The organism is Cryobacterium inferilacus (genome assembly GCF_019599185.1).
Lineage (GTDB): Bacteria > Actinomycetota > Actinomycetes > Actinomycetales > Microbacteriaceae > Cryobacterium > Cryobacterium inferilacus.
The window spans coordinates 1-20,273 of the sequence record NZ_JAIEUL010000005.1; the positions used below are offsets into that span (position 1 = coordinate 1).

The following is a 20,273-nucleotide window of genomic DNA, read 5'->3' on the forward strand; positions in this document are numbered from 1 at the left end:
ACTCCTCGATCGGGCATGTCACGCCAGTGGAGTTCGAGATGCAATACTCGTCACAGGCCGCTGAGATCCAACTCGCCCGTGTCCACTCTCCGGGGTCAAGGCCAATCCTCTTCTCCGAGTTGTACGAAGCCGAGAAGTAATTCCACGACCAGGCCACGCCTGACACGTCAGAGGGTCGATCGCCAATTGATACAGACCATAGCGGGCCAGCTGAATTACACGATGGTGGCCTTGAGACTCTCAAAGTCAGCTGTTGGGATCCTGCGGCAGCGATGTCTCCATGGCGTTCGCCAGCGCTCGCAAGCGTGAAGCTGCCGCGCTCACGTCACCGAGTGCGTATGTCGAGAACTTGACGTCGTCATGCTTGTGCATTTCTCGAATTGCTTCAGGGGCCGTGCGCGCCACGTGCGAGAGCGCGTTGAGGACCTCTTCAAGGGTGGGATGAAGATCTGATTTTCTTCCGTCCCGAGACATGTCGCGGGCCGTTATCGAGTCGCCCGTCTCCCTCTGTTCGTTGACGAGCTGAGACACCGCAAACGAAACGACAGAGAGTTCTCGCTGTCGCTGCTCGATTGCATGGGCAAGTTCGTCAAGTCCACCGGGAACCTTGAAAAGGAGACCTGTCGTTTGCGGGCTCAAACCCAGCTCGACGGCAGCCTCAGTGATCTCTCCCAACCGCTGGGCGTCCACAAGCGCCCAACTTCTCTTGGCAGCCATGTTCTTGATAGTCTCGCCAGCGAATGATGGTCCTACGACGGCCGCGTAATTGGCCCGATTTTGGCTCAGGTGGGTCTCTAGCGCCACGTCACTGATATCGGTATGGGTCACTTGGCCGTTTGATCGAGACTTAACTTCCACAATGGCAACCAGTTCATCGCCTGCCTGGTTCCGCCAGCTCACAACAACATCGGTATCACCCGATCCACTGATTGTTCTCGCATGGAACCCCATCGTGAGAAATGCGTCACGGACCGCAATCTCAAACGCCTTCCCTGAACCGAGACTCTGAGCGTGCGGCGCTTTTGAGAGTGTCACAAGTTGATCGGTGCGAGAATTCAGATCCGCGAGATCTCTCTGAGTTTGTTCGACCAACAGGACCTGTTCGGGGTCGTCTGTAGTCGGAGCTGAGGCGAGTGGCAACTCCTCAAGGAACGCTAGTCCGAGCGGGGTTGCCCGAAGGCTCCCATATCGCGGTTGCTCGACCAAGCCAACGTCTTCGAGAAATGATGCGATCCACCTGCTCTTGTCGACATTGAGACCGTACTTCGCCGATTCTAGATACATGTCGGCACGGGTGACGCCAGGCTTCACCGTACGAATCATTTCGCCAACAAAACGCATATTGCAATGGAGTATTCGGATGAAGTTGATATCTTCCTCCGATTCGATCCACGATCTAGCGGGAGTCGTGGCCTGATAAACGCCGAGTCCTATCTCGTGGAGGAGGCCGGACGCACGGAGAAAAGGCATCATCGAATCGACACTGCTGCGTTGCAGCGAGAAGGTGTCGGCGATAAAGCCAAGAAGCTCTTCGCGATCAGTCGGATCGAGTGCCGCGTTTACGATCGTTCTCAGGTTTTCAACTTTGTTGGGACTTGCCGCTGGGCTTGGCACCCAAATGTTGTAGGTACTCCGAGCCTCATGGAGATCATTGGTAGTCGAGAGTTGGCTGAGGAGAACCCCAATCTCCGGCGGTGCCTCGCTGAAGTCACGCACAGCAGTTGGACTCGTCACTAAGGCTTCCGGGCTAACGCTCACACAGCGGGAAAGGAGTGCCTCTCCAACTTCGGTCGTTTTCCAACGCCGGCCACCGGCGCCTTCAACTAGTCCCAGTGCGTCGAGCCAATCGATACGATCACGAGTACCGCTGAGACTGGTCCAACCTGTTTCGTACAGACCGCGAAGATGGCTGTCGAGGTCCTCCACAGTGGAGGGCGCGTTAGAAACGAACGCGAGCGATTCCACAAAGAGCCTAAAACGGCTTGCTAAGGCGGCCCCTAACGCTTCAGGCACAGGACTCGTCCGAAAATTGTGACCGGACGGAGTTAGATCGAGTCCGCCCCGCGCAGCTTGTGCGAAACCTATGCTCTTGAGAAAACTTCCGTATTCGCGCCATGTTGACGTCACTGCCGAGGGAGCCGCACCCACCTTGCGTGTCGCGACATCAAAAAACTCCGCAGGCACATCGGGTCTTGAATCCAGGACTTGCGCTTTGCCGGCTGCGATCTGCTCAACGAGTTCGACGACTAGTGCAAACCACACTCGCTTGCCCCCACGTAGCGAAGGCAGAGAGTTCGTTTGTCTCCGCCACAGCGCCCTCTGCTCGGCCATCTCTTGCGACGGGTCAGTTACGGTTGTAGACGCCATATCTGGAGTATATGGGGCCTTCTGATTGCTTATCCAGACTTTCCCACTTGTGTTTGGCCCCATCTGGAATCCAAGCTGCGGCAATTCCTTCTGACACCCATTTGATACACCTTGTTCGCGGGTGATTACCAATGACGCCGGAGTTACCTGGCACGCGTTGTGAGTGTTGTTGTTCAGCCACCCAGCACGTCATCAAGAATCTCTGCGGTCACGATGTCTACCTGGTCAGCTGTGACCACGTAGCTGTTTCGCGTGGTTTGCTCGTTCGCGTGGCCTAGGAGTCGAGACGCCAAGGTGATACCTGCCGCACGCTCGACGAGTGTCGCGGCCGTACGTCGGTAGATGTGGGTGGTGTACTCGTCGACGTCGACTCCCATCTTCACCAGCTGCGCGCGCTCGTCGGCAATGAATGAGCGCAGCAGGCGCTCATAGTTACTGACGCTGAGTGCACGGCCGGTCTTAGTTGGGAATAGTGAAGCATCCGGGTCTGGTTCAGCGAGTGCCAGCCGTCGGCGCACAGCGGCTGCCGCCATCGATGGCAGGGCGATGCTGCGTCGCTGTCGGGAGCGCTTGGGTGTGTCCTTCCGGTGGATTCCTTCAGCTTTTGTGCTGACGATGGTGCCGTTGACGACGAGGGTTGGTGGTCGGGTTGTCATGTCCACGTCGCAGCGGCGCAGGCCGAGGCATTCTCCGATTCGGATTGAGGTGCCCAGCATGATTTCCATGCCGTCGATCAGAATGCGGTAGTTGGGTCTGGGACCGTCCGCGCGCGTGACTCGCCAATCCTGCATGAGCTCACGAATGCCGTTGAGTTGCTCCGTGGTGAGCGTGGACTCCTTCTTCGGGGCTGTCGGCAGACGCTGCACGTCACGCACCGGGTTGCTTGGCAGCGCGTCGTCGCGGACGGCGTAGCCGCAGATGAGGCTCAGCACGGCGCGGGCGTGGCGTGCTTTGGAGATGGATTCTTCCTCGAGTATTTTTTGGAGGATGCGGTCACACCGACCGACAGTGAGTCGCTCGAGCTTGATCCCTCCGCAGCGGGGCAAAATGATGAGGCGCGCGGTTGTCTCATACGATTCGTACGTGGAATACGTCAGGCTGCCCGTCTTCGCGCGGGCGGCTATTTGAGAGAGCCAGAGTTCCACCACTTGGTTAACGGTGTTCTTGGACGAGAGAGCGCCGGTGCCGCCGGTACCGATCACCGCTGCCTGCCGCCGAACGTCTGCGCGCGCGTTCTCGTCAGTGTGAGCAACCGCGGACAGACGATGCAGGACTCCGCCGTCGTCTCGGAGGGAAGCGCGGGCTCGGTACCGGCCGTTTGGCAGGACTCCCACAGTTATGGTGCCCAGCACGCCGGCAGCGATCTGTGGCCTAGCCATGCCGGTGCTCCTGAGCCCAGGCGAGCACGTCCTGAACGTCGTAGCGTACGTGCCGGCCGAGCTTGAGGAACGGCGGCCCCGTGTGGGTGAGGCGCCAGTCTTCCAATGTGCGCTCGGGTAGCCGGAGCATTTCGGCGAGTTCACGCTGGGTGAGAAACGTCGGAGTGATCTGTGTCGTCGCGTCCATACCCAGAAGGTGTGCGGGGCCTTTCGTGACTGTTCCGACTATGCCGGGACGGGTCCGTATCAGTCCGGGCGATAAGTGGTCACAGTGACCCTGCAATGGGGTTTCTGGTCCATTTCTGGTCACAGCGGCCAATTTGGGCCTGATCGGGAGGACGGGCGATGGGCTGTTTCGCCGCGGAATCCTGCGCCTGTTACTGCTGGGGTACCTGGACTCGAACCAAGAACAAATGAACCAGAATCATCCGTGTTGCCAATTACACCATACCCCAATGGCGTAGTCCGAGAACCGCGCCGAAAAGTAACTCTAGCCCACTTCGGTACGGGCCGCCAAATTGAGCGGAGGGTGTGTCGCAAGTGGGCCGAGCAGCTCCCGGTTGATCGCCACAGCGGCGCGCGCGCCTTCACCGGCGGAGACGAGCAATTGCTCCGGGCCGGGCGGGGTGGTGTCGCCCGCGGCGTAGAGACCGGGCACCGAGGTGCGGCCCTGCGGGTCGACGACGATGAGGCCGTACGCATCCGTGGCCGGGGTGAGCGCGGCCACAAAGGTCGCGGCCGCCTCGTACCGGGGGCGCACGAAACCGCCCGCCCTGGCCACGAACTCGCCGTCGGCGACCTGGATGCCGGTCATGGCGCCGCGCTCCCCCACCACGTCGGTGAGGGGGCGCCGGTCGACGCGGATGCCCCGCGCGGCCAGAGACGCCTCGTCGGCGTCGCTGACCTGGGCGATGCCGTTGGTGAAGACAATCAAATCATCGGTCCACTGCGAGATGAGCAGCGCGTGTTCGGCCAGGTCGTCGGTCTCGCCGATCAGGGCGAGGGCGCGGTCGGCCTCTTCATAACCGTCGCAGCCGATGCAGCTGTGCAGGTTGGTGCCATACCAGGCGCGGATGCTCGGCAGCGCCGGCAGCGTCTCGGCCAGGCCCGTGGCGATGAGAACGGTGCGGGCGGTGACCACGCGGTTCTTCTCGCCGCGCATGCCCTTGGTGGACACGGTGAACCGGGCCGCGGTGGCGTCGGCGAGGTCGGCACCGGGCAACTGCTCGACCGTGCGCACCAGACCCATGTGGAACTCCGCGGCCGGGTAGGCCTCGTACTCCTCGCGGCCGATCCGGCGCAGCTCCAGCGGAGGCACGCCGTCGCGGGTGATGAACCCGTGCGAGCGCAGGGTGGCGGAGTGCCGGGGCCGGTTGCTGTCGATCATCAGGGTGCGCCGGCGGGCACGCACGAGGTTGAGCCCCGCGGCGAGCCCGGCCGGTCCGGCGCCGATGATGACGACGTCGTACGGCGCCTCAACGCTCGCGACACCGGCGGCCGTGCCCGCAGCGGAATCGCTGCCGACTCCGGCGCTCAGTGAACCACCGGACGTCATGACACCAGGGTCGCCGAGAGCCGATCCAGGCGGGCCAGCGAGTCGGCCCGGCCGAGAATCTCCATGGACTCGAACAGCGGCGGCGAGATCTTGCGGCCCGACACGGCCACGCGCAGCGGGCCGAACGCGACCCGCGGCTTGAGGCCGAGTCCGTCGATCAGGGTCTCGGTGAGGGTGGTGTGCACCCGCTCGTGGGTCCATTCCGCTTCGGGAATACTGCGGAGCGCATCCGTGGAGGCCGTGAGGATCTCGGCGGCGTTCTGCGGAAGCGACTTGAGCGCATCCGCCTGGTGCTCGAGCTTGTCGGCGCTCTCGAACAGGAAGCCGAGCATGTCGGGCGTCTCGCCGAGCAGGGCGATGCGCTCCTGCACGAGCGGGGCGGCTGCCGTGAGGATGGCCTGTTCATCGTCACTGAGCGGTTCGGTGAGAATGCCGGCGGTCACCAGGTACGGCACCACGCGGGCGGCGAAGTCGGCCGGCTCGAGGAGGCGGATGTGGTCGCCGTTCAGCGATTCGGCCTTCTTGAGGTCGAAGCGAGCCGGGTTGGGGTTCACGTCCACCACGTCGAAGGCGGCGATCATTTCCTCGATCGAGAAGACATCGCGGTCGTGCGTGAGCGACCAGCCCAGCAGGGAGAGGTAGTTCACGAGGCCCTCGGGAATGAAGCCGCGCTCGCGGTGCAGGAACAGGTTCGACTCGGGGTCGCGCTTGGAGAGCTTCTTGTTCTTCTCCCCCATCACGTAGGGCAGGTGGCCGAAGCGCGGCACGAAGGTGGTGATGCCGATGTCGATGAGCGCGTGGTACAGCGCGATCTGGCGGGGCGTGGAGGAGAGCAGGTCTTCGCCGCGCAGCACGTGGGTGACGCCCATGAGCGCGTCGTCGACGGGGTTCACGAACGGGTAGAGCGGATGCCCGTTGGGCCGAACCACGACGAAGTCGCTGAACGAACCGGCCGGGAAGGTGATCTCGCCACGCACCAGGTCGTCGAAGGAAAGCTCGGTGTCTGGCACCTTGAGGCGCAGCGCGGGCTCGCGGCCCTCGGCCCGGAAGGCGGCCTTCTGCTCGTCGGTGAGGTCGCGCTCGTAGTTGTCGTAGCCGAGCTTGGCGTCGCGGCCGAGCTTGATGTTGCGTTCGGCGATCTCCTCACCGGTGGCGAAGCTCTCGTAGATGTGACCGGACTCGATCAGCTTGTTGATCACGTCACGGTAGATGTCGTAGCGCTGGGACTGGCGGTACGGCTCGTTCGGGCCGCCGGCCTCGACGCCCTCGTCCCAGTCCAGACGCAGCCAGCGCATGGCGTCGAGCAGCTGGGTGAAGCTCTCCTCGCTGTCGCGGGCGGCATCGGTGTCCTCGACACGGAAGATGAACTTACCCCCGTTGTGCCGGGCGTAGGCCCAGTTGAACAGGGCCGTGCGGATGAGGCCGACGTGCGGCGTTCCGGTGGGCGAAGGGCAGAACCGCACGCGCACGTCAGTGCCGGTTGCGGTCGAGAACGGGTGCGCTGTTGTAGTAGACATACTGCTGTCATCTTACCGACGGCGCGCCGAGCGCGGCGTGTGCGGACTGCGCCGCCGGGGCGTGCAGTGACCATGGCGACGCATCGATCTCCGCGATCGCGCGGATGGTGGCGGCCACCGCCGGCACCGTGTCGGCGCCGATCGTGCCGACGAGGTGAATCGTGCGGAAGTCGCCACCCGCGGTGGACCGGGCGACGATGCCGGCCGGCAGCGGCGACGCGGCGATCGCCAGTGCCGGAACGAGGGCCACGCCGAGGCCAGCGGCGACCAGGCCGAACACGGCCACGACGTTGTCGGTCTCGTACGAGACGCTCGGGCTGAAGCCACTGCGGCCGGCGAGGTCGAGCAGGTGCGAGCGACAGCGCGGGCAGCCGCCGATCCACTGGTCGGCCGCCAGCAGGGCCAGGTCGATCCGGTCCTGCCCGGCGAGCGGATGCTCGCGAGGCACGACCACGAACATCTCGTCGCGCCAGAGCGGCACGACGGTGAGACCCTGCGCGCTCTGCCGGTGCGGGTCGGCCTGGTCGCCGGTGTAGCTGAAGGTGAGGGCGAGGTCGGCGGCCTGGTCGCGCACGGCGCGCACGGCCTCGGGAGGTTCCGCCTCGAGATAGCTCAGCTGCACGCCCGGGTGCCGCTGAGAGAGCCCACGGAGCAGGGTGGGGATGACCGTGGCCGACGCGGAGGGGAAGGCCGCGAGGGTGACCCGGCCGCTGCGGAGTCCCGCCAGGTCGCTGAGTTCGCCTGCCGCGGCATCCAGCGCCTGGGTCACGGTGGCGGCGTGCCGGACCAGGATGCGGCCGGCCTCGGTGAGCCGCACGCCGCGGCCGGCCTTGACCACCAGGGGCAAGCCAAGCCGGGCTTCGAGCCGCTTGAGGTGCTGACTCACGGCCGGCTGGCTGTAGCCGAGGGAGCGAGCGGCCGCGGTGATCGAGCCGAGCTCGTTGATGCGCTGCACGATGCGCAGCGCATGAGAATCTACGTCGAGTGCACGGTTAATGGTGTCGGGCATGACTGAAGCATAACGATTAGTTATGCGATTGATCGTGCACTGGGCATTGTCGAATGAATGCGGGGGCGGGACGCTGGAGAGATGGCATCCTCCGCTTCGACTCCCGCATCCACGCAGACTCCCGCCGTCACGCAGACGCCCGCGCTGACCATGGCGGAGGCCAGGGCCGCGTACTCCCCCTCGGCCACCCGATACCTGGCCGCCTGCACCGCCGGGCTGCCGACGCTCGACACGGTTCGCGCGCTGCACTCGGATGCCGACACCTGGAGACGCGGCGGGGCCTCTCCCGCGCACTACCAGGAGGAGATCGACCGGGCGCGGGCGCTGTACGCCGGCCTGGTCGGGGTCGCCAGCGACCGGGTGGCCATCGGGTCGCAGGCGTCGGTCATGGCCGCCGTGTTGGCCGCATCCGTGCCGGCCGGCCGGGAGGTGGTCTGCGTGGACGGGGACTTCACCTCGATGGTGTTCCCGTTCCTGCAGCAGGAGCACCGCGGCATCACCGTGCGACACGTGCCGGTGGGCGAGCTGGCCGCGACCGTGAGCGAGCGCACCTGGCTGGTCGCGTTCTCGCTCGTGCAGTCCGCCACCGGTGAGATCGCGGATGCGCCCGCCATCCGGGCCGCGGCCGCCGCGGTGGGTGCGTTCACGCTCTGCGACACCACCCAGGCCACGGGCTGGCTGCCGGTGAACGCGGCCGAGTTCGACGCCACCATCTGCCATGCCTACAAGTGGTTGGGCGCGCCCCGCGGTGCCGCTTTTCTCACCGTGCGGCCCGAGTTGGCCGAGCTGCTGCTCCCGGTGCAGGCAGGCTGGTTCGCGGGTGAGGACCCGTGGGCATCCTGCTACGGGCCCACCATGACCCTGGCCACGGATGCGCGCCGCTTCGATGTGTCGCCGGCCTGGCCGGCCTGGGTGGGAGCCAGGGTGGCGCTGGAGTTCTTCAGCACGCTCGATGCGGCCGCGGTGCACGCGCACGACACCGGCCTGGGCAATGCCCTGTGCGCCGGGCTCGGTCTCCCCCAGCGCGATCAGGCGATCATCACCTGGGCCGACCCTGCCGGCACAGACCTTGCCCGCCTCACCGCCGCCGGCATCACGGCGTCCGGCCGGGCGGGACGCGCCCGAGTCGCCTTCCACCTCTGGAATGACACCTCCGACGTGGCCGAGATCCTCAGCGCCCTCGCCCGTTAGCCCCACCCCGGTCTCGCCCACTCGCCCCCCTACCTTTCGCGAACTGTGACTTAAGCCCCGAAAACGCGCGAGTTACGGTGCTTTTCTCACGGTTCGCGGATGCGTGGGTGGGGTGCGTCTGCGTGCGGCGTCAATGTCGGTGGTAGGTGAGACGATCTCACTATGAGTAGCCCAGACCAGGCACCACCGCCCACTCCGGACGATGACGACTACTCTCCGGAGTCCGCTCCACCCGGATCCACCCCACCCCCACTCAGCCCGACGCCGCCCGGTGAGCCGGGCCGGTCCGACCACCCGACTCCACCGGATGAGCCAGGCCGGTCCGACGAACCGACGCCGGCCGGCGAGTCGGCAGAATCGGGCGCGTACGAGCCCTACGTCCCCAATGTCGCCCTGGACGAGCTGGTCCGCACCGAGTTGGCCCGGCGCACGGAACTGATCGCGGCCGAGGCCCGCGCCATCGCGCAAGCACAGGCCCGGCAGGTCGAGTTCCTCGTCGAGCTGCAGAGCTGGAGCGAAGACCCGCAAGTGTCGTCGCGCCTGCACGGCAACCCGGAGAGCATCCGGCTCGCCGACGTGAACGCGTCGGCACTCACCGACGATCAGGCCCGGGCCGCCGCCTACAGTCGGTGGGACGACCGTGAGGTGGCCCGCCGAACGATCGTGAGTGAGACCGCGTGCCTGTTGCGGGTGGCCGAACGCACGGTGGAACGCTTGATGGAGCAGGCGCTGTGGGTGACGTGTGCCCCGGCCACCTTCGAGGCGCTGGCTGCGGGAGAAATCAGCTATCGGCACGCGACCGTGCTGGTGGATCAGATGCGCACCGTGCCGATGGAGGACCAGGAGTCGTTCGAGGCGAAGCTGCTGCCGGACGCCAAACGGCTACCGGTGGGCCGCTTCAGGGACAAAGCCCGACGCCTCCGGGAGAGACTGCACCCGAAGTCGATCGCGGTCCGCACGAAGAACGCCCTCGCCGAGCGGCGCACCTACTGGGAGGCAGCCCCCGATGGGATGGGCTGGTTGCACTGGTACGGCACCGCGCACGACACGAAAGCCGCCTACGACCGGATCGAGTCCATGGCCGGGAGCCTGAAGAGAATCGGCGACCCCGTCCCACTACGCACCGCGCTGGGCTCCGTGCCCGGCAGCGAATCCGTGGCGACCGCGGCCGAGGCGGCCGGCACGGGTGCTGGAGTTGAAGTTGATGCAGCCGGTGAAGAGGGGAACTCGGCCGACAGCGATGAGCAGAACCAACGCACCCTCGACCAACTCCGCGCCGACATCACCCGGGAACTCCTCCTGGACGGCATCACACCCGACGGCATGGGCGCCGGAATCCGCGGCAAGGTGATGATCACCGTTCCCGTGCTCACCCTGCTGGGTCTAGACGAGGAACCCGCCACCCTCGAGGGCTACGGGCCGATCTCTCCGGACATGGCCCGGGAAATTGCCGGGCACGCCCCGAGTTTCACCCGGCTGCTCACCCACCCGGAAACCGGCGTGGTGCTCTCCCTGGGCAAAATCCAGCACAAGAACACCAAGGCCATGAAGAAATGGCTCCGGGTACGAGACGAAACCTGCCGGTTCCCCGGTTGCTCCCGCCCCGCGGTCACCAGCGACGTGGATCACACGGACGATTGGGCCGACGGCGGCCCGACCGACTGCGACAACCTCGCGCACCTCTGCGAACCCCACCATCGCCTCAAGCACCTCTCGCAGTGGCGGGTCACCCAGGAACCGGGCGGGATTCTGGTCTGGACCTCGCCGGGAAGGCGCAGTTACCGCACCGATCCGGCCAATCCGATGGCCCCACCGCGTCCTCGGCCGCCGGTGGTGGGCCCCAAGGCCCGGAAGCGACCCGCAGAGGAGAACTACCTCACACCCCGGCCACGACCGACCCGGACACCGACACGACCGGCACCGGAGAACCCGCCGTTCTAGCGGCACCTCGCGACACAGGGTACGCCAACAAATCTCGGCCCACTCGATTCGAGAGCGGGGCGCGGTACATCGCGCCCCACACGCACGAAAGCGGCCCTGTGGTCACCTCGGGATGGTGAGGTGACCACGGGACCGCCTTCGCGAGACTGCGTGGTGGTGCTAGCTCAGCGCTGTTACTTATGCGCGGCGACCGCGTCGATGATCGCCGTGGCGAGCTTGACCGACGACGCAGGGTTCTGGCCGGTGTAGAGGTTGCGGTCGATCTCGATGTGCTCGGCGAAGGATGCTCCCTCGACGAAGTCGGCGCCCAGCTCGACCAGGCGAGCCTGCACGAGCCACTTGGCCTTGGGGGCGAGTCCGCCCAGGGCTTCCTCGGCGTCGGTGAAGCCGGTCATGCGGTAGGCCAGGAACGGCCACGTGCCGTCCTCGGCCTCGGCGGCCAGAAGTGCGGCCGGAGCGTGGCAGAGCACACCGAGGATCGTGCCGGAGGTGATGGCATCCGTCATGATCTGCCCGCTGGTCGTATCGACCGCGAGGTCCTCCATCGGGCCGTGTCCGCCGGGGTAGAAGACCACGTCGTAGTCGGCGACGGTCACGTCGTCGAGCGAGTTGGGGGTCTTCAGCGCCGGGATCGATTCGAGGTAGCTGCGCAGCTCGGCCGAGCGGTCCTCGCCGCCGGTGGCACCGGCGGCCAGACTGCCCTCGTCGACCGTGGGGGCGACGCCATTCGGGGTAGCGACGGTGATCGACCAGCCGGCCTCGGTGAAGAGGCGATGGGGCTCGGCGAGCTCTTCGGCCCAGTATCCGGTGGGGTGCAGCGACCCGTCGTTGAGGGTCCAGTGGTCAGCAGCGCTGACGACAAAAAGTACAGAGGTCATGGTTCTCCTAGATCGAATTCAGTGAATCTGGATGCGGTGCTCGAGTCTTAGTTCACGGCGTCGGAGACGTTGGTCTTGACGACCATCTTGCCGGTGTTCTCTCCGCGGAGCATGCCGAGGAAGGCGTCGACGGAGTTCTCGAGCCCGTCGACGACGGTCTCGTCGAAGACGATGTCGCCGGCCGCGAACCAGGCGCCCATCTGCTCGGAGAAGGCCGGGAAGTGCTGCAGGTAGTTGCCCACGGTGAAGCCCTGCAGGGTGAGACCGCGAGTGACGATGTTCATCATGTTCTGCACGCCGGTGGGGCCATCCGTGCGGTTCATCTGCGAGATCGCACCGCAGAGGGCGGCCCGGCCGCCGTCGTTGAAGGCGCCGAGGGCCGCGCTGAGGTGGTCGCCGCCGACGTTGTCGAAGTACACGTCGATGCCCTCGGGGGCGGCCTCGGCCAGCTGGGTGGCGAGGTCGCCGGTCTTGTAGTTGAACGCGGCGTCGAAGCCGTACTTCTCGGTGAGCAGGGCCACCTTCTCGTCGGTGCCGGCGGAGCCGATCACACGGGCGGCACCCTTGAGGCGAGCGATCTGGCCCACCATGCTGCCCACGGCCCCGGCGGCGCCGGAGACGAACACGGTGTCGCCTGGCTGGAACTTGGCGACCTCGAGTAGCCCAACGAATGCGGTCAGCGCGGTCATGCCGAGCACGCCGAGATAGGCGGACGCGGGCACACCGGGAATCTCGGGAACGACACGGAAGCCGGCCGCGTCCTCCTGCACCACGTCGCGCCAGCCGTACTGGTGCACGACCAGGCTGCCGACGGGAACGGACTCGACGGTGGACTCCACCACGTGGCCGACGGCGCCGCCGCCCATGGTCTCGCCGAGCACGAAGGGGGCGATGTAGGACTTGACGTCGTTCATGCGACCGCGCATGTAGGGGTCGACCGAGATGAAGTCGTTGACGACGCGCACCTGACCGGCCGCCAGCTCGGGCAGCTCGATCACGGCGGTGCTGAAGTCGGCGGCGGTGGGCCATCCGGTGGGCCGGGCGGCGAGTTGGATCTGGGTGCTGGAGGCTGTCGTCATGAAAGATTCCTTACTGTTCGTGATCGGTGCCGAGGCGCTCGTGGCGCCCACTCGCTTTCTGCACCAATCGTTTTACTATAGCTCGGCTATCGGTTATAGTGAAACGAACGGTACAGAACATTCACAGGAACACCCCACGGACCAGGCGTCCGCGGACGGAAGGCAGGCAGGCATGGGACGGCTCCAGACGTTCGACAGCACCACTGTTGTGCAGTCCGCCCGCGACGTCTTCTGGGACCTCGGCTACGACGGCGCCTCTCTGGCCGACCTCGAGGCCGCCACCGGCGTCAACCGATCGAGCCTGTACCACGCGTTCGGCAGCAAACGGGGTCTCTTCGACGCCGCGGTCGCCGACTACCGTGACACGGTCATCCGCCCGCGCCTGCGGGGCCTGCAAGCGGATGGCGCTGGCCGGCCCGAACTGATCGCCTACTTCGATGAGCTCCGCGAGGCTGTGGGCAGGCTACCGCTGGACTCGCCCCGGCGGGGCTGCCTGCTGGTCAATTGCGCCACGGGCCTCGCCTCGCACGACGAGCCGGCCCGGGAGGTGGTCGAGGCGTACCGCACCGATCTCGCGTCGGCACTGCGCCATGCCCTCGCCGGCGCCGCCCTGGCTGCCGCCGACGACCGAAGTGACCGCACCGACGAACGAGTGCGCACCCTGGCGTCGCTCTCGATGAGCGCGATGCTGCTGGCCCGGGTGAACGCCGCCGAGTCGGCCGCGCTGCTGACCACGGCCGCCGACCAGGTGCGCGCATGGTTCCCCGCGCCGCCCCCAGCCACGCGCTAACTGTTGCCCGTGCGGACAAGTGCGCCCGGCGTACCGGGCGCATTTGTCCGCTTCGGGACCAGTTCGCGGGCTAGGGGGCGTCGCGCACCGGGTTGGTGAGCACACCCAGGCCGGGGATCTCGATGCTGGCGGTGTCGCCGTCCCAGACCTGCCTGGCCGCGCTCGACGACCCGGTGAGGATCACGTCGCCGGGCAACAGGGTGAAGGAGTGCGAGAGGAACGAGACGATCTCCGCCATGGAGAACGCCAGCAGCGACACCTCGCCGTTCTGGAACTCGGCGTCGTTGACGCGGCCGAGCACGCGGCCATCCGTGGGATCGAACTCGGTGTCGATCACCGGACCGAGCGGGCAGAACGAGTCGAAGCCCTTGGCCCTGGCACCGTGGCCGTCGGCCTCGCCCAGGTCAACCGCGGTGACGTCGTTGGCGACGGTGTAACCGAAGATCGCCGCCGGCGCGTCGGCGACGCTGAGGTTCTTGGCGACCCGGCCGATCACGATGGCCAGCTCACCCTCCACGCGCACGTCGTCTGAGGCCGCTGGCAGCACGATGGGGTCGTTCGGTCCCACCACGGTGGTGTTGGGCTTGAGGAAGAAGCGCGGCTCGGCCTTGGCGCCCGGTGCCGCCAGCGCGGCGGCCTTCTCCGCGGCATCCGCGAAGTAGGCGCCGGCCAGGCCGACGACCTTGGAGCGGGGAATGACGGGTGCCAGCAACGCCACATCCACCAGCGGAATGCGCGCTCCGGTGGGGTTGTACCCGGCGAACATCGGGTCCCCGGTCAGGACGACGAGTTCGTCGTCGTCGACGATGCCGAACGCGATGGTACCGGCGTGGCTGTAGCGGGCGATCTTCACGCGTTCGCCTCGCTGCCCGTCGCGGCCTCGGCCGACGTTTCGGCCGACGTTTCGTCGAGGCGCATCAGCCAGCCGTGCCGGTCGGGCAGGCGGCCGTACTGGATGTCGGTGAGTTCCTGGCGCAAGGCCATGGTGATCTCCCCGGCTGGCGCCGCGGCGTCGCCGATGGTGAAGCCCACACCCTTGAGTTGGGCGATCGGGGTGACCACGGCGGCCGTGCCGCAGGCGAACACCTCGGTGATCTCTCCGGATGCGACGCCGTCGCGCCACTCGTCCACGGTCACGTCCCGCTCGACCACGGTCATGCCTCGGTCGCGGGCGAGCTGCATGATGCTGTCCCGCGTCACGCCCTCGAGGATGGTGCCGGTCAGTCGCGGTGTGACGAGGGTGTCGGTGCCGTGCACGAAGAACACGTTCATGCCGCCGAGTTCGTCGATGTGCGTGCCGGTTTCCCCGTCGAGGAAGAGCACCTGAGCGCAGCCGTTGTCGTAGGCCTCCTGCTGCGGCAGCAGGGAGGCGGCGTAGTTGCCGCCGCACTTGGCCGCTCCGGTGCCGCCGCGGCCGGCGCGGGAGTACTCGGTCGACAGCCAGATGCTCACCGGTGCGACACCGTCGGTGAAGTACGCGCCGGCCGGGCTGGCGATGACGTAGTACCCCACCTTGTGGGCGGCCCGCACGCCGAGGAAGCTCTCGTTGGCGATCATGAACGGGCGCAGGTACAGGCTGGTCTCCGGGGCGCTGGGCACCCAGTCGCCGTCGACGGCGACCATCTGCCTGATCGATTCGATGAAGTCGGCGACGGGCAGTTCGGGTAGGGCCAGGCGGCGCGCGGAGCGCTGCAGACGTTCGGCGTTCTTGTCCGGCCGGAACGTCCAGATGGAGCCGTCGGCGTGGCGGTACGCCTTCATGCCCTCGAAGATCTCCTGGCCGTAGTGCAGCACGGAGGACGCCGGGTCGAGCTGGAGCGGACCGTACGGGGTGACCCTGGCGGAGTGCCAGCCGTCCTCGATGGTCCAGTCGATGGTGACCATGTGGTCGGTGAAGTGCTTACCGAAACCGGGGTCGGAGAGGATGGTCTCCCGCGCCGCGCGGGTGCGTGCGGTCTCGGACGGCGTGAGCTCGAATTCGAGCGGGAAGGTGGTGGTCTGCTGGCTCATGGGAGTCCCTTGGGTCTAGGCGGGAGTGTCGGTCAGGAGGGACACGATGGCATCGCCGATCGCGCTGGTCGGTCGTGACACCGCGGCGCTGCTGCTGCGGGCACCGATGTCGGCCGTGACGGCCGCGCTCACCCGAGCCGCCGCATCCGTGAGCCCGAGGTGCTCGAGCAGGAGCGCGACCGAGAGGATCGCCGCCGTCGGGTCGGCCAGTTGCCGGCCCGCGATGTCGGGTGCCGAACCGTGTACCGGTTCGAACATGCTGGGGAAACGACCGTCCGGATTGATATTGCCGGATGCCGCCAGGCCGATGCCGCCGCTGATTGCCGCTGCCAGGTCAGTGAGAATGTCGCCGAAGAGGTTGTCCGTGACGACGACGTCAAATCTACCCGGATTCGTGACGAGGAAGATCGTCGCCGCGTCGACGTGCAGGTAGTCGACGGCCACCTCCGGGTACTCGGCGGCGACCTCGGTGACGATCCGCTGCCACAGGCTGCCGGCGAACACGAGCACGTTGGTCTTGTGCACCAGGGTGAGCGTTTTGCGCGGACGGTTCTGGGCCGCTTCGAACGCGTAACGCACCACCCGCTCCACCCCGTAGGCCGTGTTGACCGAGACCTCATTGGCCACCTCGTGCGGTGTGCCCTGACGGATGGCGCCGCCGTTGCCGACGTACGGGCCCTCTGTGCCCTCACGCACCACCACGAAGTCGACCTCGCCGGGGGCGGCCAGCGGGCTCGGCACGCCGGGGAAGAGCACGCTCGGGCGCAGGTTCACGTAGTGGTCGAGCGAGAAGCGCAGCTTGAGCAGCAGCCCGCGCTCGATGTTGGCGTTCTTCAGTCGCGGGTCGCCTGGCACTCCCCCGACGGCTCCGAGCAGGATGGCGTCGTGAGCGCTGATGGCCGCAAGGTCGTCGTCGGTGAGCACGTCGCCGGTCTCGAGGAACCGGGTGGCTCCGAGCGAGAAGTGGGTGAGCTCGAAGTCGACCGGTTCGGCCTGGGTCACGGCGTCGAGCACCTTGAGGGCTTCGGCGACGACCTCGGGGCCGATGCCGTCTCCGGCGATGACTGCGAGCTTGACTGAGCGGGACATGCGGCTCCGATTACGGTGAGGCAGCCGGTGGGCTGGCGAAAGTGGCGTGACTGTGGTGTGGAGATACCCTGCAAATCAACCCTACTGTGCGCGTTTGGCTGTCTATGCTGGAGAACCCTGACCGTGCGCGTCGCCGACGCGCATGTGCCACTCCCGAAGAAAGCAGTTACCTATGAGTATCGGATTGGGAATCTTCCTGTTCGTCGTCGGCGCCATCCTCGTGTGGGCCTTGAACATCCAGGTCGACTGGGTCGACCTTGATCTGGTCGGTTACCTGCTGATGGGAGCCGGCTTCCTGGTTTTCATCCTGGGTATCGTCATGGTCACCCGCAAGCGCAGCAGCGTCAGCACCACCCGCAGCGCGGTCGACCCGGTCAGCGGGGAGAGCATCGTCAAGCAGGAGCGCTCGATCGACGAGGTGTGATCACTCTCCACCCAGACGAAAAGCCCCGGACTCGCGTCCGGGGCTTTTCGTTTTCAGGCGGTTATTCGGTGATGTCGATGGTCACCATCACGTCGGCCGTGATCGCTTCCCGCAGCGCGGTCAGCAGGCTCGCGGGAACGGGCGAGTCCACGGTGAGCACGCTGAGGGCCTTGCCGCCGGCCTCGTGCCGGGCGATCTGCATGCCCGCGATGTTGATCTCGGCCTCGCCGAATTCGCGGCCGTAGACGGCGACAATCCCGGGACGGTCGGTGTAGAGCATCACGATGAGGTGCTCGGCGAACGGTACCTCGACGTCGTAGCCGTTGACCTCGACGATCTTCTCGATCTGCTTGGGACCGACCAGGGTTCCAGAGACCGAGACCTGCGAGCCATCGGCCAGCGCTCCACGCAGGGTGATCAGGTTGCGGTATTCCGGCGACTCGGCATCCGTGATGAGGCGCACGGCCACACCGCGCTGCTCGGCCAGGAGCGGAGCGTTGACGTAGGAGACGGTCTCGCTGACCACGTTGGTGAAGATGCCCTTGAGCGCGGCGAGCTTGAACACCGAGACGTCGAACTCGACGATCTCGCCGCGCACCTCGACGTCGACGCTGGTGAGCGGGCTGTGGGCGGCGAGGCCGGAGAAGACCTGGCCGAGCTTCTCGACGAGCGGGATGCCGGGGCGAACGGTGGGGTCGATGACTCCGCCGGCGACGTTGACCGCGTCTGGCACGAGTTCGCCGGAGAGCGCCAGGCGCACCGACTTGGCCACGGACACGCCGGCCTTCTCCTGGGCTTCGTCGGTGGAGGCACCGAGGTGCGGGGTGCTGATCAGGTTGTCCAGGCCCAGCAGCGGCGATCCGGTCGGCGGCTCGTTGACGAAGACGTCCAGGCCGGCGCCGGCGATGGTGCCCTCGACGAGGGCCGTGTACAGGTCGGCCTCGTCGATCAGGCCGCCGCGGGCCACGTTGACCACGAACGCGGTGGGCTTCATCAGCTTGAGCTGCGGGGCGCTGATCATGCCGGTGGTCTCCGGCGTCTTGGGCATGTGGATGGTGACGAAGTCGGACTGCTCGAGGAGTTCGTCGAGGGTGACCGGGTGCACACCGAGCTGCTGGGCGCGGGCCGAGGTGATGTAGGGGTCGAACGCGATGATGTTCACGCCGAAGGCCTGCAACCGGGCGGCCACGAGGGCGCCGATACGGCCGAGGCCGATAATGCCGACTGTCTTCTCGTAGAGCTCGATGCCGGTGTACTTGGAACGCTTCCACTGCCCCTGGGCCAGGGCGCCGTGCGCCGGCGGGATGTGCCGGGCGAGGCTGAGGATGTGGCCGACGGTGAGTTCGGCGGCGGAGATGATGTTGGAGGTGGGGGCGTTGACGACCATGACCCCGGCCGCGGTCGCGGCCTTGATGTCGACGTTGTCGAGGCCAACGCCGGCGCGGGCGATGACCTTGAGGTGCGGGGCGGCGGCGAGGGCTTCGGCGTCGACCTTGGTCGCGGAGCGAACCAGGATGGCGTTGGCGGTGGCCAGCTCGGCGAGCAGCGCGGCACGGTCGGTGCCGTCGACGGAGCGCACCTCGAAGTCGGGGCCGAGGGCATCGACGGTGGCGGGCGAGAGTTCTTCGGCGATTAATACAACGGGCTTCGACACGAAAACAGATCCTTAGAAAGCGTCAGGCGAGGGAAGCTCGCGCCACGATCTTGGGGCGCCAGATACCACAACACTTTACTGGCACCAGAATGGAGCGATGAGCCCCGAGTCCGTGACGAACGTCCTAGCCGTGCTGCGAATCGTTCTGGCGGTGGTCTTCATCGTCGCCGGGATCAGCCACTTCGCTCCGGCCGTGCAGCGCACGATGGCCGCGATGATCCCGCCACGACTGCGATCCACCGGCCTCTGGTCGCCGACGAACCTGGTGATCTTCACCGGGATCTGCGAGATCGCCGGCGGGATCGGACTGCTGGTGGAATCCACCCGTGTTACGTCCGGTGTCGCCCTGGCCGTGTTCCTGGTCGCAGTGTTCCCGGCCAACGCCTACGCCGCCAGGCACAAGGACCGCTTCGGCGCCGTGGCGATCCCGCTGATCCCGCGCCTGGTCGGGCAGCTGCTGCTGATCGCTCTGGTGCTCCTGGTGGCGCTGGCCGGGTGAGCCTGAGCGCTCGCTATACGATCAGGCTGCCGAGGCCGAACACGAAGATGTCGAGGGACAGCGCGGAGACCAGGCACAGGCCCGCGAGCAGCAGCAGCGCCTGGGGACCGGCTTCGCGGCGGCGGCCCAACCAGAAGGCGATGCCGAAGACCACGACCGGCGCGAGCACACCGGTCAGCAGCAGGCCCCAGCCGAATCCGTTCAGCGTCGTGTCCAGGCTCTGCGCTGCCTCGTTGAGGCCGATCAGGTTGCCCAGGCCCGACCAGGCGCTGTAGGCGTAGAACAGGCCGAACCCGATGGCGATGGTGGCGGAGAGCCAGCCCGGCGTGCGACGGGTGCGGTTCTTGTAGTCCTTCGCCGTCACGGTGGTCTTGTCAGTCTTGTCGGCGCTCATCAGAGTCCCCCGGTTCCGGCGATGAAGGGCAGTGGGGCGAGCAGGATGACGCCCAGGATCAGCCAGGTCCAGCGCAGCCGGGGCCGGCCGCGGGTCAGCCAGTACGAGGAGGCGAACCAGACGGCGGGCGCCGCGATGGCCAGCCAGGTGCCGAGGGAGAACATGAACTGCGCCAGCGGGTCGCTGAACGGATTGGTCAGGCGGCCGACGCCGATGACCCACCCGATCGTGTAGAGCAGGTACGCGCCGGCGAGGATGCCCAGACCCACGAGGGCCGGGGACGACATTGCGGCCTTCTGAGTGGGGGCGTCGACGTAGCCGCCGGGGGAACCGGTCACGGCCCAGCCCTCCGGCAGGTCGGTGCCCGGCTCGGTCGGCTCAGTGCCCTGCTCGGGGCTGCTGCTGCCGTTGCTGCTACTGGAGACGAGCGTGGGGTCGTCGTCGCCGGCCCAGCCGAGGGCCTCGTCATCCCGTGGAGAAGTCATGGGCTCAGCTTA

At 66.6% G+C, this 20,273-nt stretch carries 19 protein-coding genes and 1 tRNA gene; 5 read left to right on the top strand and 15 right to left on the bottom strand.

Annotated elements, in window-relative coordinates; translation table 11 throughout:
* Positions 1-246: 246 nt before the first annotated feature.
* From K2F54_RS06060 to K2F54_RS06090, 7 genes are all read right to left on the bottom strand, one after another.
* A complete protein-coding gene (locus tag K2F54_RS06060; protein ID WP_220604971.1) occupies positions 247-2,367 on the bottom strand; it encodes a restriction endonuclease in 2,121 nt (706 codons plus the stop codon).
* A gap of 173 nt (positions 2,368-2,540) precedes the next feature.
* A complete protein-coding gene (locus K2F54_RS06065) occupies positions 2,541-3,569 on the bottom strand; it encodes a tyrosine-type recombinase/integrase (RefSeq protein WP_308287540.1) in 1,029 nt (342 codons plus the stop codon).
* Positions 3,570-3,738: 169 nt separating this feature from the next.
* The gene (locus tag K2F54_RS06070) at positions 3,739-3,933 is read right to left on the bottom strand and encodes a helix-turn-helix transcriptional regulator (RefSeq protein WP_220604973.1); all 195 of its coding nucleotides are present in this window, start codon (positions 3,931-3,933) and stop codon (positions 3,739-3,741) included.
* Positions 3,934-4,129: 196 nt separating this feature from the next.
* Positions 4,130-4,201: transfer RNA gene (locus K2F54_RS06075), tRNA-Gln, on the bottom strand.
* Between the two features lie 35 nt (positions 4,202-4,236).
* A complete protein-coding gene (locus K2F54_RS06080; RefSeq protein WP_220604974.1) occupies positions 4,237-5,301 on the bottom strand; it encodes an NAD(P)/FAD-dependent oxidoreductase in 1,065 nt (354 codons plus the stop codon).
* Positions 5,298-6,818 (bottom strand): glutamate--tRNA ligase, encoded by a 1,521-nt coding sequence (gene gltX / locus K2F54_RS06085; protein ID WP_220604975.1) that lies wholly within the window; start codon positions 6,816-6,818, stop codon positions 5,298-5,300. Before gltX ends, K2F54_RS06080 begins: the two co-directional genes overlap by 4 nt.
* A gap of 7 nt (positions 6,819-6,825) precedes the next feature.
* The gene (locus K2F54_RS06090) at positions 6,826-7,827 is read right to left on the bottom strand and encodes a LysR family transcriptional regulator (protein ID WP_220604976.1); all 1,002 of its coding nucleotides are present in this window, start codon (positions 7,825-7,827) and stop codon (positions 6,826-6,828) included.
* An 81-nt stretch (positions 7,828-7,908) separates the two neighbouring features.
* Between K2F54_RS06090 and K2F54_RS06095 the strand changes: the two genes are divergently transcribed.
* Positions 7,909-9,018, top strand: coding sequence for an aminotransferase class V-fold PLP-dependent enzyme (locus tag K2F54_RS06095; protein ID WP_220604977.1), 1,110 nt, complete (start codon positions 7,909-7,911; stop codon positions 9,016-9,018).
* A 162-nt stretch (positions 9,019-9,180) separates the two neighbouring features.
* Positions 9,181-10,959, top strand: coding sequence for an HNH endonuclease signature motif containing protein (locus K2F54_RS06100; RefSeq protein ID WP_220604978.1), 1,779 nt, complete (start codon positions 9,181-9,183; stop codon positions 10,957-10,959).
* A gap of 173 nt (positions 10,960-11,132) precedes the next feature.
* On the opposite strand, the gene K2F54_RS06105 is transcribed toward K2F54_RS06100, so the two are convergent.
* Together K2F54_RS06105 and K2F54_RS06110 are read right to left on the bottom strand one after the other, a co-directional pair.
* Positions 11,133-11,837 carry a type 1 glutamine amidotransferase domain-containing protein gene (locus K2F54_RS06105; protein WP_220604979.1) on the bottom strand — a complete coding sequence of 235 codons (705 nt, stop codon included), beginning with the start codon at positions 11,835-11,837 and terminating at the stop codon, positions 11,133-11,135.
* Between the two features lie 47 nt (positions 11,838-11,884).
* A complete protein-coding gene (locus K2F54_RS06110) occupies positions 11,885-12,916 on the bottom strand; it encodes an NADP-dependent oxidoreductase (RefSeq protein WP_220604980.1) in 1,032 nt (343 codons plus the stop codon).
* A gap of 172 nt (positions 12,917-13,088) precedes the next feature.
* Between K2F54_RS06110 and K2F54_RS06115 the strand changes: the two genes are divergently transcribed.
* Entirely contained in the window at positions 13,089-13,706 is a 618-nt protein-coding gene (locus tag K2F54_RS06115; protein ID WP_220604981.1) for a TetR/AcrR family transcriptional regulator, read from the top strand.
* Positions 13,707-13,776: 70 nt separating this feature from the next.
* Here K2F54_RS06115 and K2F54_RS06120 read toward each other — a convergent pair whose 3' ends face one another.
* The 3 genes from K2F54_RS06120 to K2F54_RS06130 are packed head-to-tail and all read right to left on the bottom strand — an operon-like array spanning position 13,777 to position 16,805.
* Positions 13,777-14,559, bottom strand: coding sequence for a fumarylacetoacetate hydrolase family protein (locus K2F54_RS06120; protein ID WP_220604982.1), 783 nt, complete (start codon positions 14,557-14,559; stop codon positions 13,777-13,779).
* Entirely contained in the window at positions 14,556-15,716 is a 1,161-nt protein-coding gene (locus K2F54_RS06125; protein ID WP_220604983.1) for a branched-chain amino acid aminotransferase, read from the bottom strand. Before K2F54_RS06125 ends, K2F54_RS06120 begins: the two co-directional genes overlap by 4 nt.
* Before the next feature lie 15 nt (positions 15,717-15,731).
* Positions 15,732-16,805 (bottom strand): 3-isopropylmalate dehydrogenase, encoded by a 1,074-nt coding sequence (locus tag K2F54_RS06130; protein WP_220604984.1) that lies wholly within the window; start codon positions 16,803-16,805, stop codon positions 15,732-15,734.
* Between the two features lie 172 nt (positions 16,806-16,977).
* Here K2F54_RS06130 and K2F54_RS06135 point away from each other — a divergent pair, with 172 nt between their 5' ends.
* Entirely contained in the window at positions 16,978-17,229 is a 252-nt protein-coding gene (locus K2F54_RS06135) for a DUF6458 family protein (RefSeq protein ID WP_220604985.1), read from the top strand.
* Positions 17,230-17,290: 61 nt separating this feature from the next.
* On the opposite strand, the gene serA is transcribed toward K2F54_RS06135, so the two are convergent.
* On the bottom strand, positions 17,291-18,883 hold the full coding sequence (gene serA / locus K2F54_RS06140) for a phosphoglycerate dehydrogenase (protein ID WP_220604986.1): 1,593 nt from the start codon (positions 18,881-18,883) through the stop codon (positions 17,291-17,293).
* Positions 18,884-18,980: 97 nt separating this feature from the next.
* Between serA and K2F54_RS06145 the strand changes: the two genes are divergently transcribed.
* A complete protein-coding gene (locus tag K2F54_RS06145; RefSeq protein WP_220604987.1) occupies positions 18,981-19,382 on the top strand; it encodes a DoxX family protein in 402 nt (133 codons plus the stop codon).
* A gap of 13 nt (positions 19,383-19,395) precedes the next feature.
* Here K2F54_RS06145 and K2F54_RS06150 read toward each other — a convergent pair whose 3' ends face one another.
* The gene (locus K2F54_RS06150) at positions 19,396-19,776 is read right to left on the bottom strand and encodes a bacitracin resistance protein (RefSeq protein ID WP_220604988.1); all 381 of its coding nucleotides are present in this window, start codon (positions 19,774-19,776) and stop codon (positions 19,396-19,398) included.
* Positions 19,776-20,261, bottom strand: coding sequence for a DNA polymerase III subunit gamma/tau (locus K2F54_RS06155; protein ID WP_220604989.1), 486 nt, complete (start codon positions 20,259-20,261; stop codon positions 19,776-19,778). Before K2F54_RS06155 ends, K2F54_RS06150 begins: the two co-directional genes overlap by 1 nt.
* Positions 20,262-20,273: the final 12 nt, after the last annotated feature.

Bases quoted from the DNA above. Each gene is read 5' to 3' on its own strand.
- K2F54_RS06100 (WP_220604978.1), top strand. From the start codon at position 9,181: ATGAGTAGCCCAGACCAGGCACCACCGCCCACTCCGGACGATGACGAC.
- K2F54_RS06145 (WP_220604987.1), top strand. From the start codon at position 18,981: ATGAGCCCCGAGTCCGTGACGAACGTCCTAGCCGTGCTGCGAATCGTT.
- K2F54_RS06115 (WP_220604981.1), top strand. From the start codon at position 13,089: ATGGGACGGCTCCAGACGTTCGACAGCACCACTGTTGTGCAGTCCGCC.
- K2F54_RS06070 (WP_220604973.1), bottom strand. From the start codon at position 3,933: ATGGACGCGACGACACAGATCACTCCGACGTTTCTCACCCAGCGTGAA.
- gltX (WP_220604975.1), bottom strand. From the start codon at position 6,818: ATGTCTACTACAACAGCGCACCCGTTCTCGACCGCAACCGGCACTGAC.
- K2F54_RS06125 (WP_220604983.1), bottom strand. From the start codon at position 15,716: ATGAGCCAGCAGACCACCACCTTCCCGCTCGAATTCGAGCTCACGCCG.
- K2F54_RS06080 (WP_220604974.1), bottom strand. From the start codon at position 5,301: ATGACGTCCGGTGGTTCACTGAGCGCCGGAGTCGGCAGCGATTCCGCT.
- K2F54_RS06110 (WP_220604980.1), bottom strand. From the start codon at position 12,916: ATGACGACAGCCTCCAGCACCCAGATCCAACTCGCCGCCCGGCCCACC.
- K2F54_RS06130 (WP_220604984.1), bottom strand. From the start codon at position 16,805: ATGTCCCGCTCAGTCAAGCTCGCAGTCATCGCCGGAGACGGCATCGGC.
- K2F54_RS06135 (WP_220604985.1), top strand. From the start codon at position 16,978: ATGAGTATCGGATTGGGAATCTTCCTGTTCGTCGTCGGCGCCATCCTC.
- K2F54_RS06105 (WP_220604979.1), bottom strand. From the start codon at position 11,837: ATGACCTCTGTACTTTTTGTCGTCAGCGCTGCTGACCACTGGACCCTC.
- K2F54_RS06090 (WP_220604976.1), bottom strand. From the start codon at position 7,827: ATGCCCGACACCATTAACCGTGCACTCGACGTAGATTCTCATGCGCTG.
- K2F54_RS06150 (WP_220604988.1), bottom strand. From the start codon at position 19,776: ATGAGCGCCGACAAGACTGACAAGACCACCGTGACGGCGAAGGACTAC.
- K2F54_RS06060 (WP_220604971.1), bottom strand. From the start codon at position 2,367: ATGGCGTCTACAACCGTAACTGACCCGTCGCAAGAGATGGCCGAGCAG.
- K2F54_RS06155 (WP_220604989.1), bottom strand. From the start codon at position 20,261: ATGACTTCTCCACGGGATGACGAGGCCCTCGGCTGGGCCGGCGACGAC.
- K2F54_RS06095 (WP_220604977.1), top strand. From the start codon at position 7,909: ATGGCATCCTCCGCTTCGACTCCCGCATCCACGCAGACTCCCGCCGTC.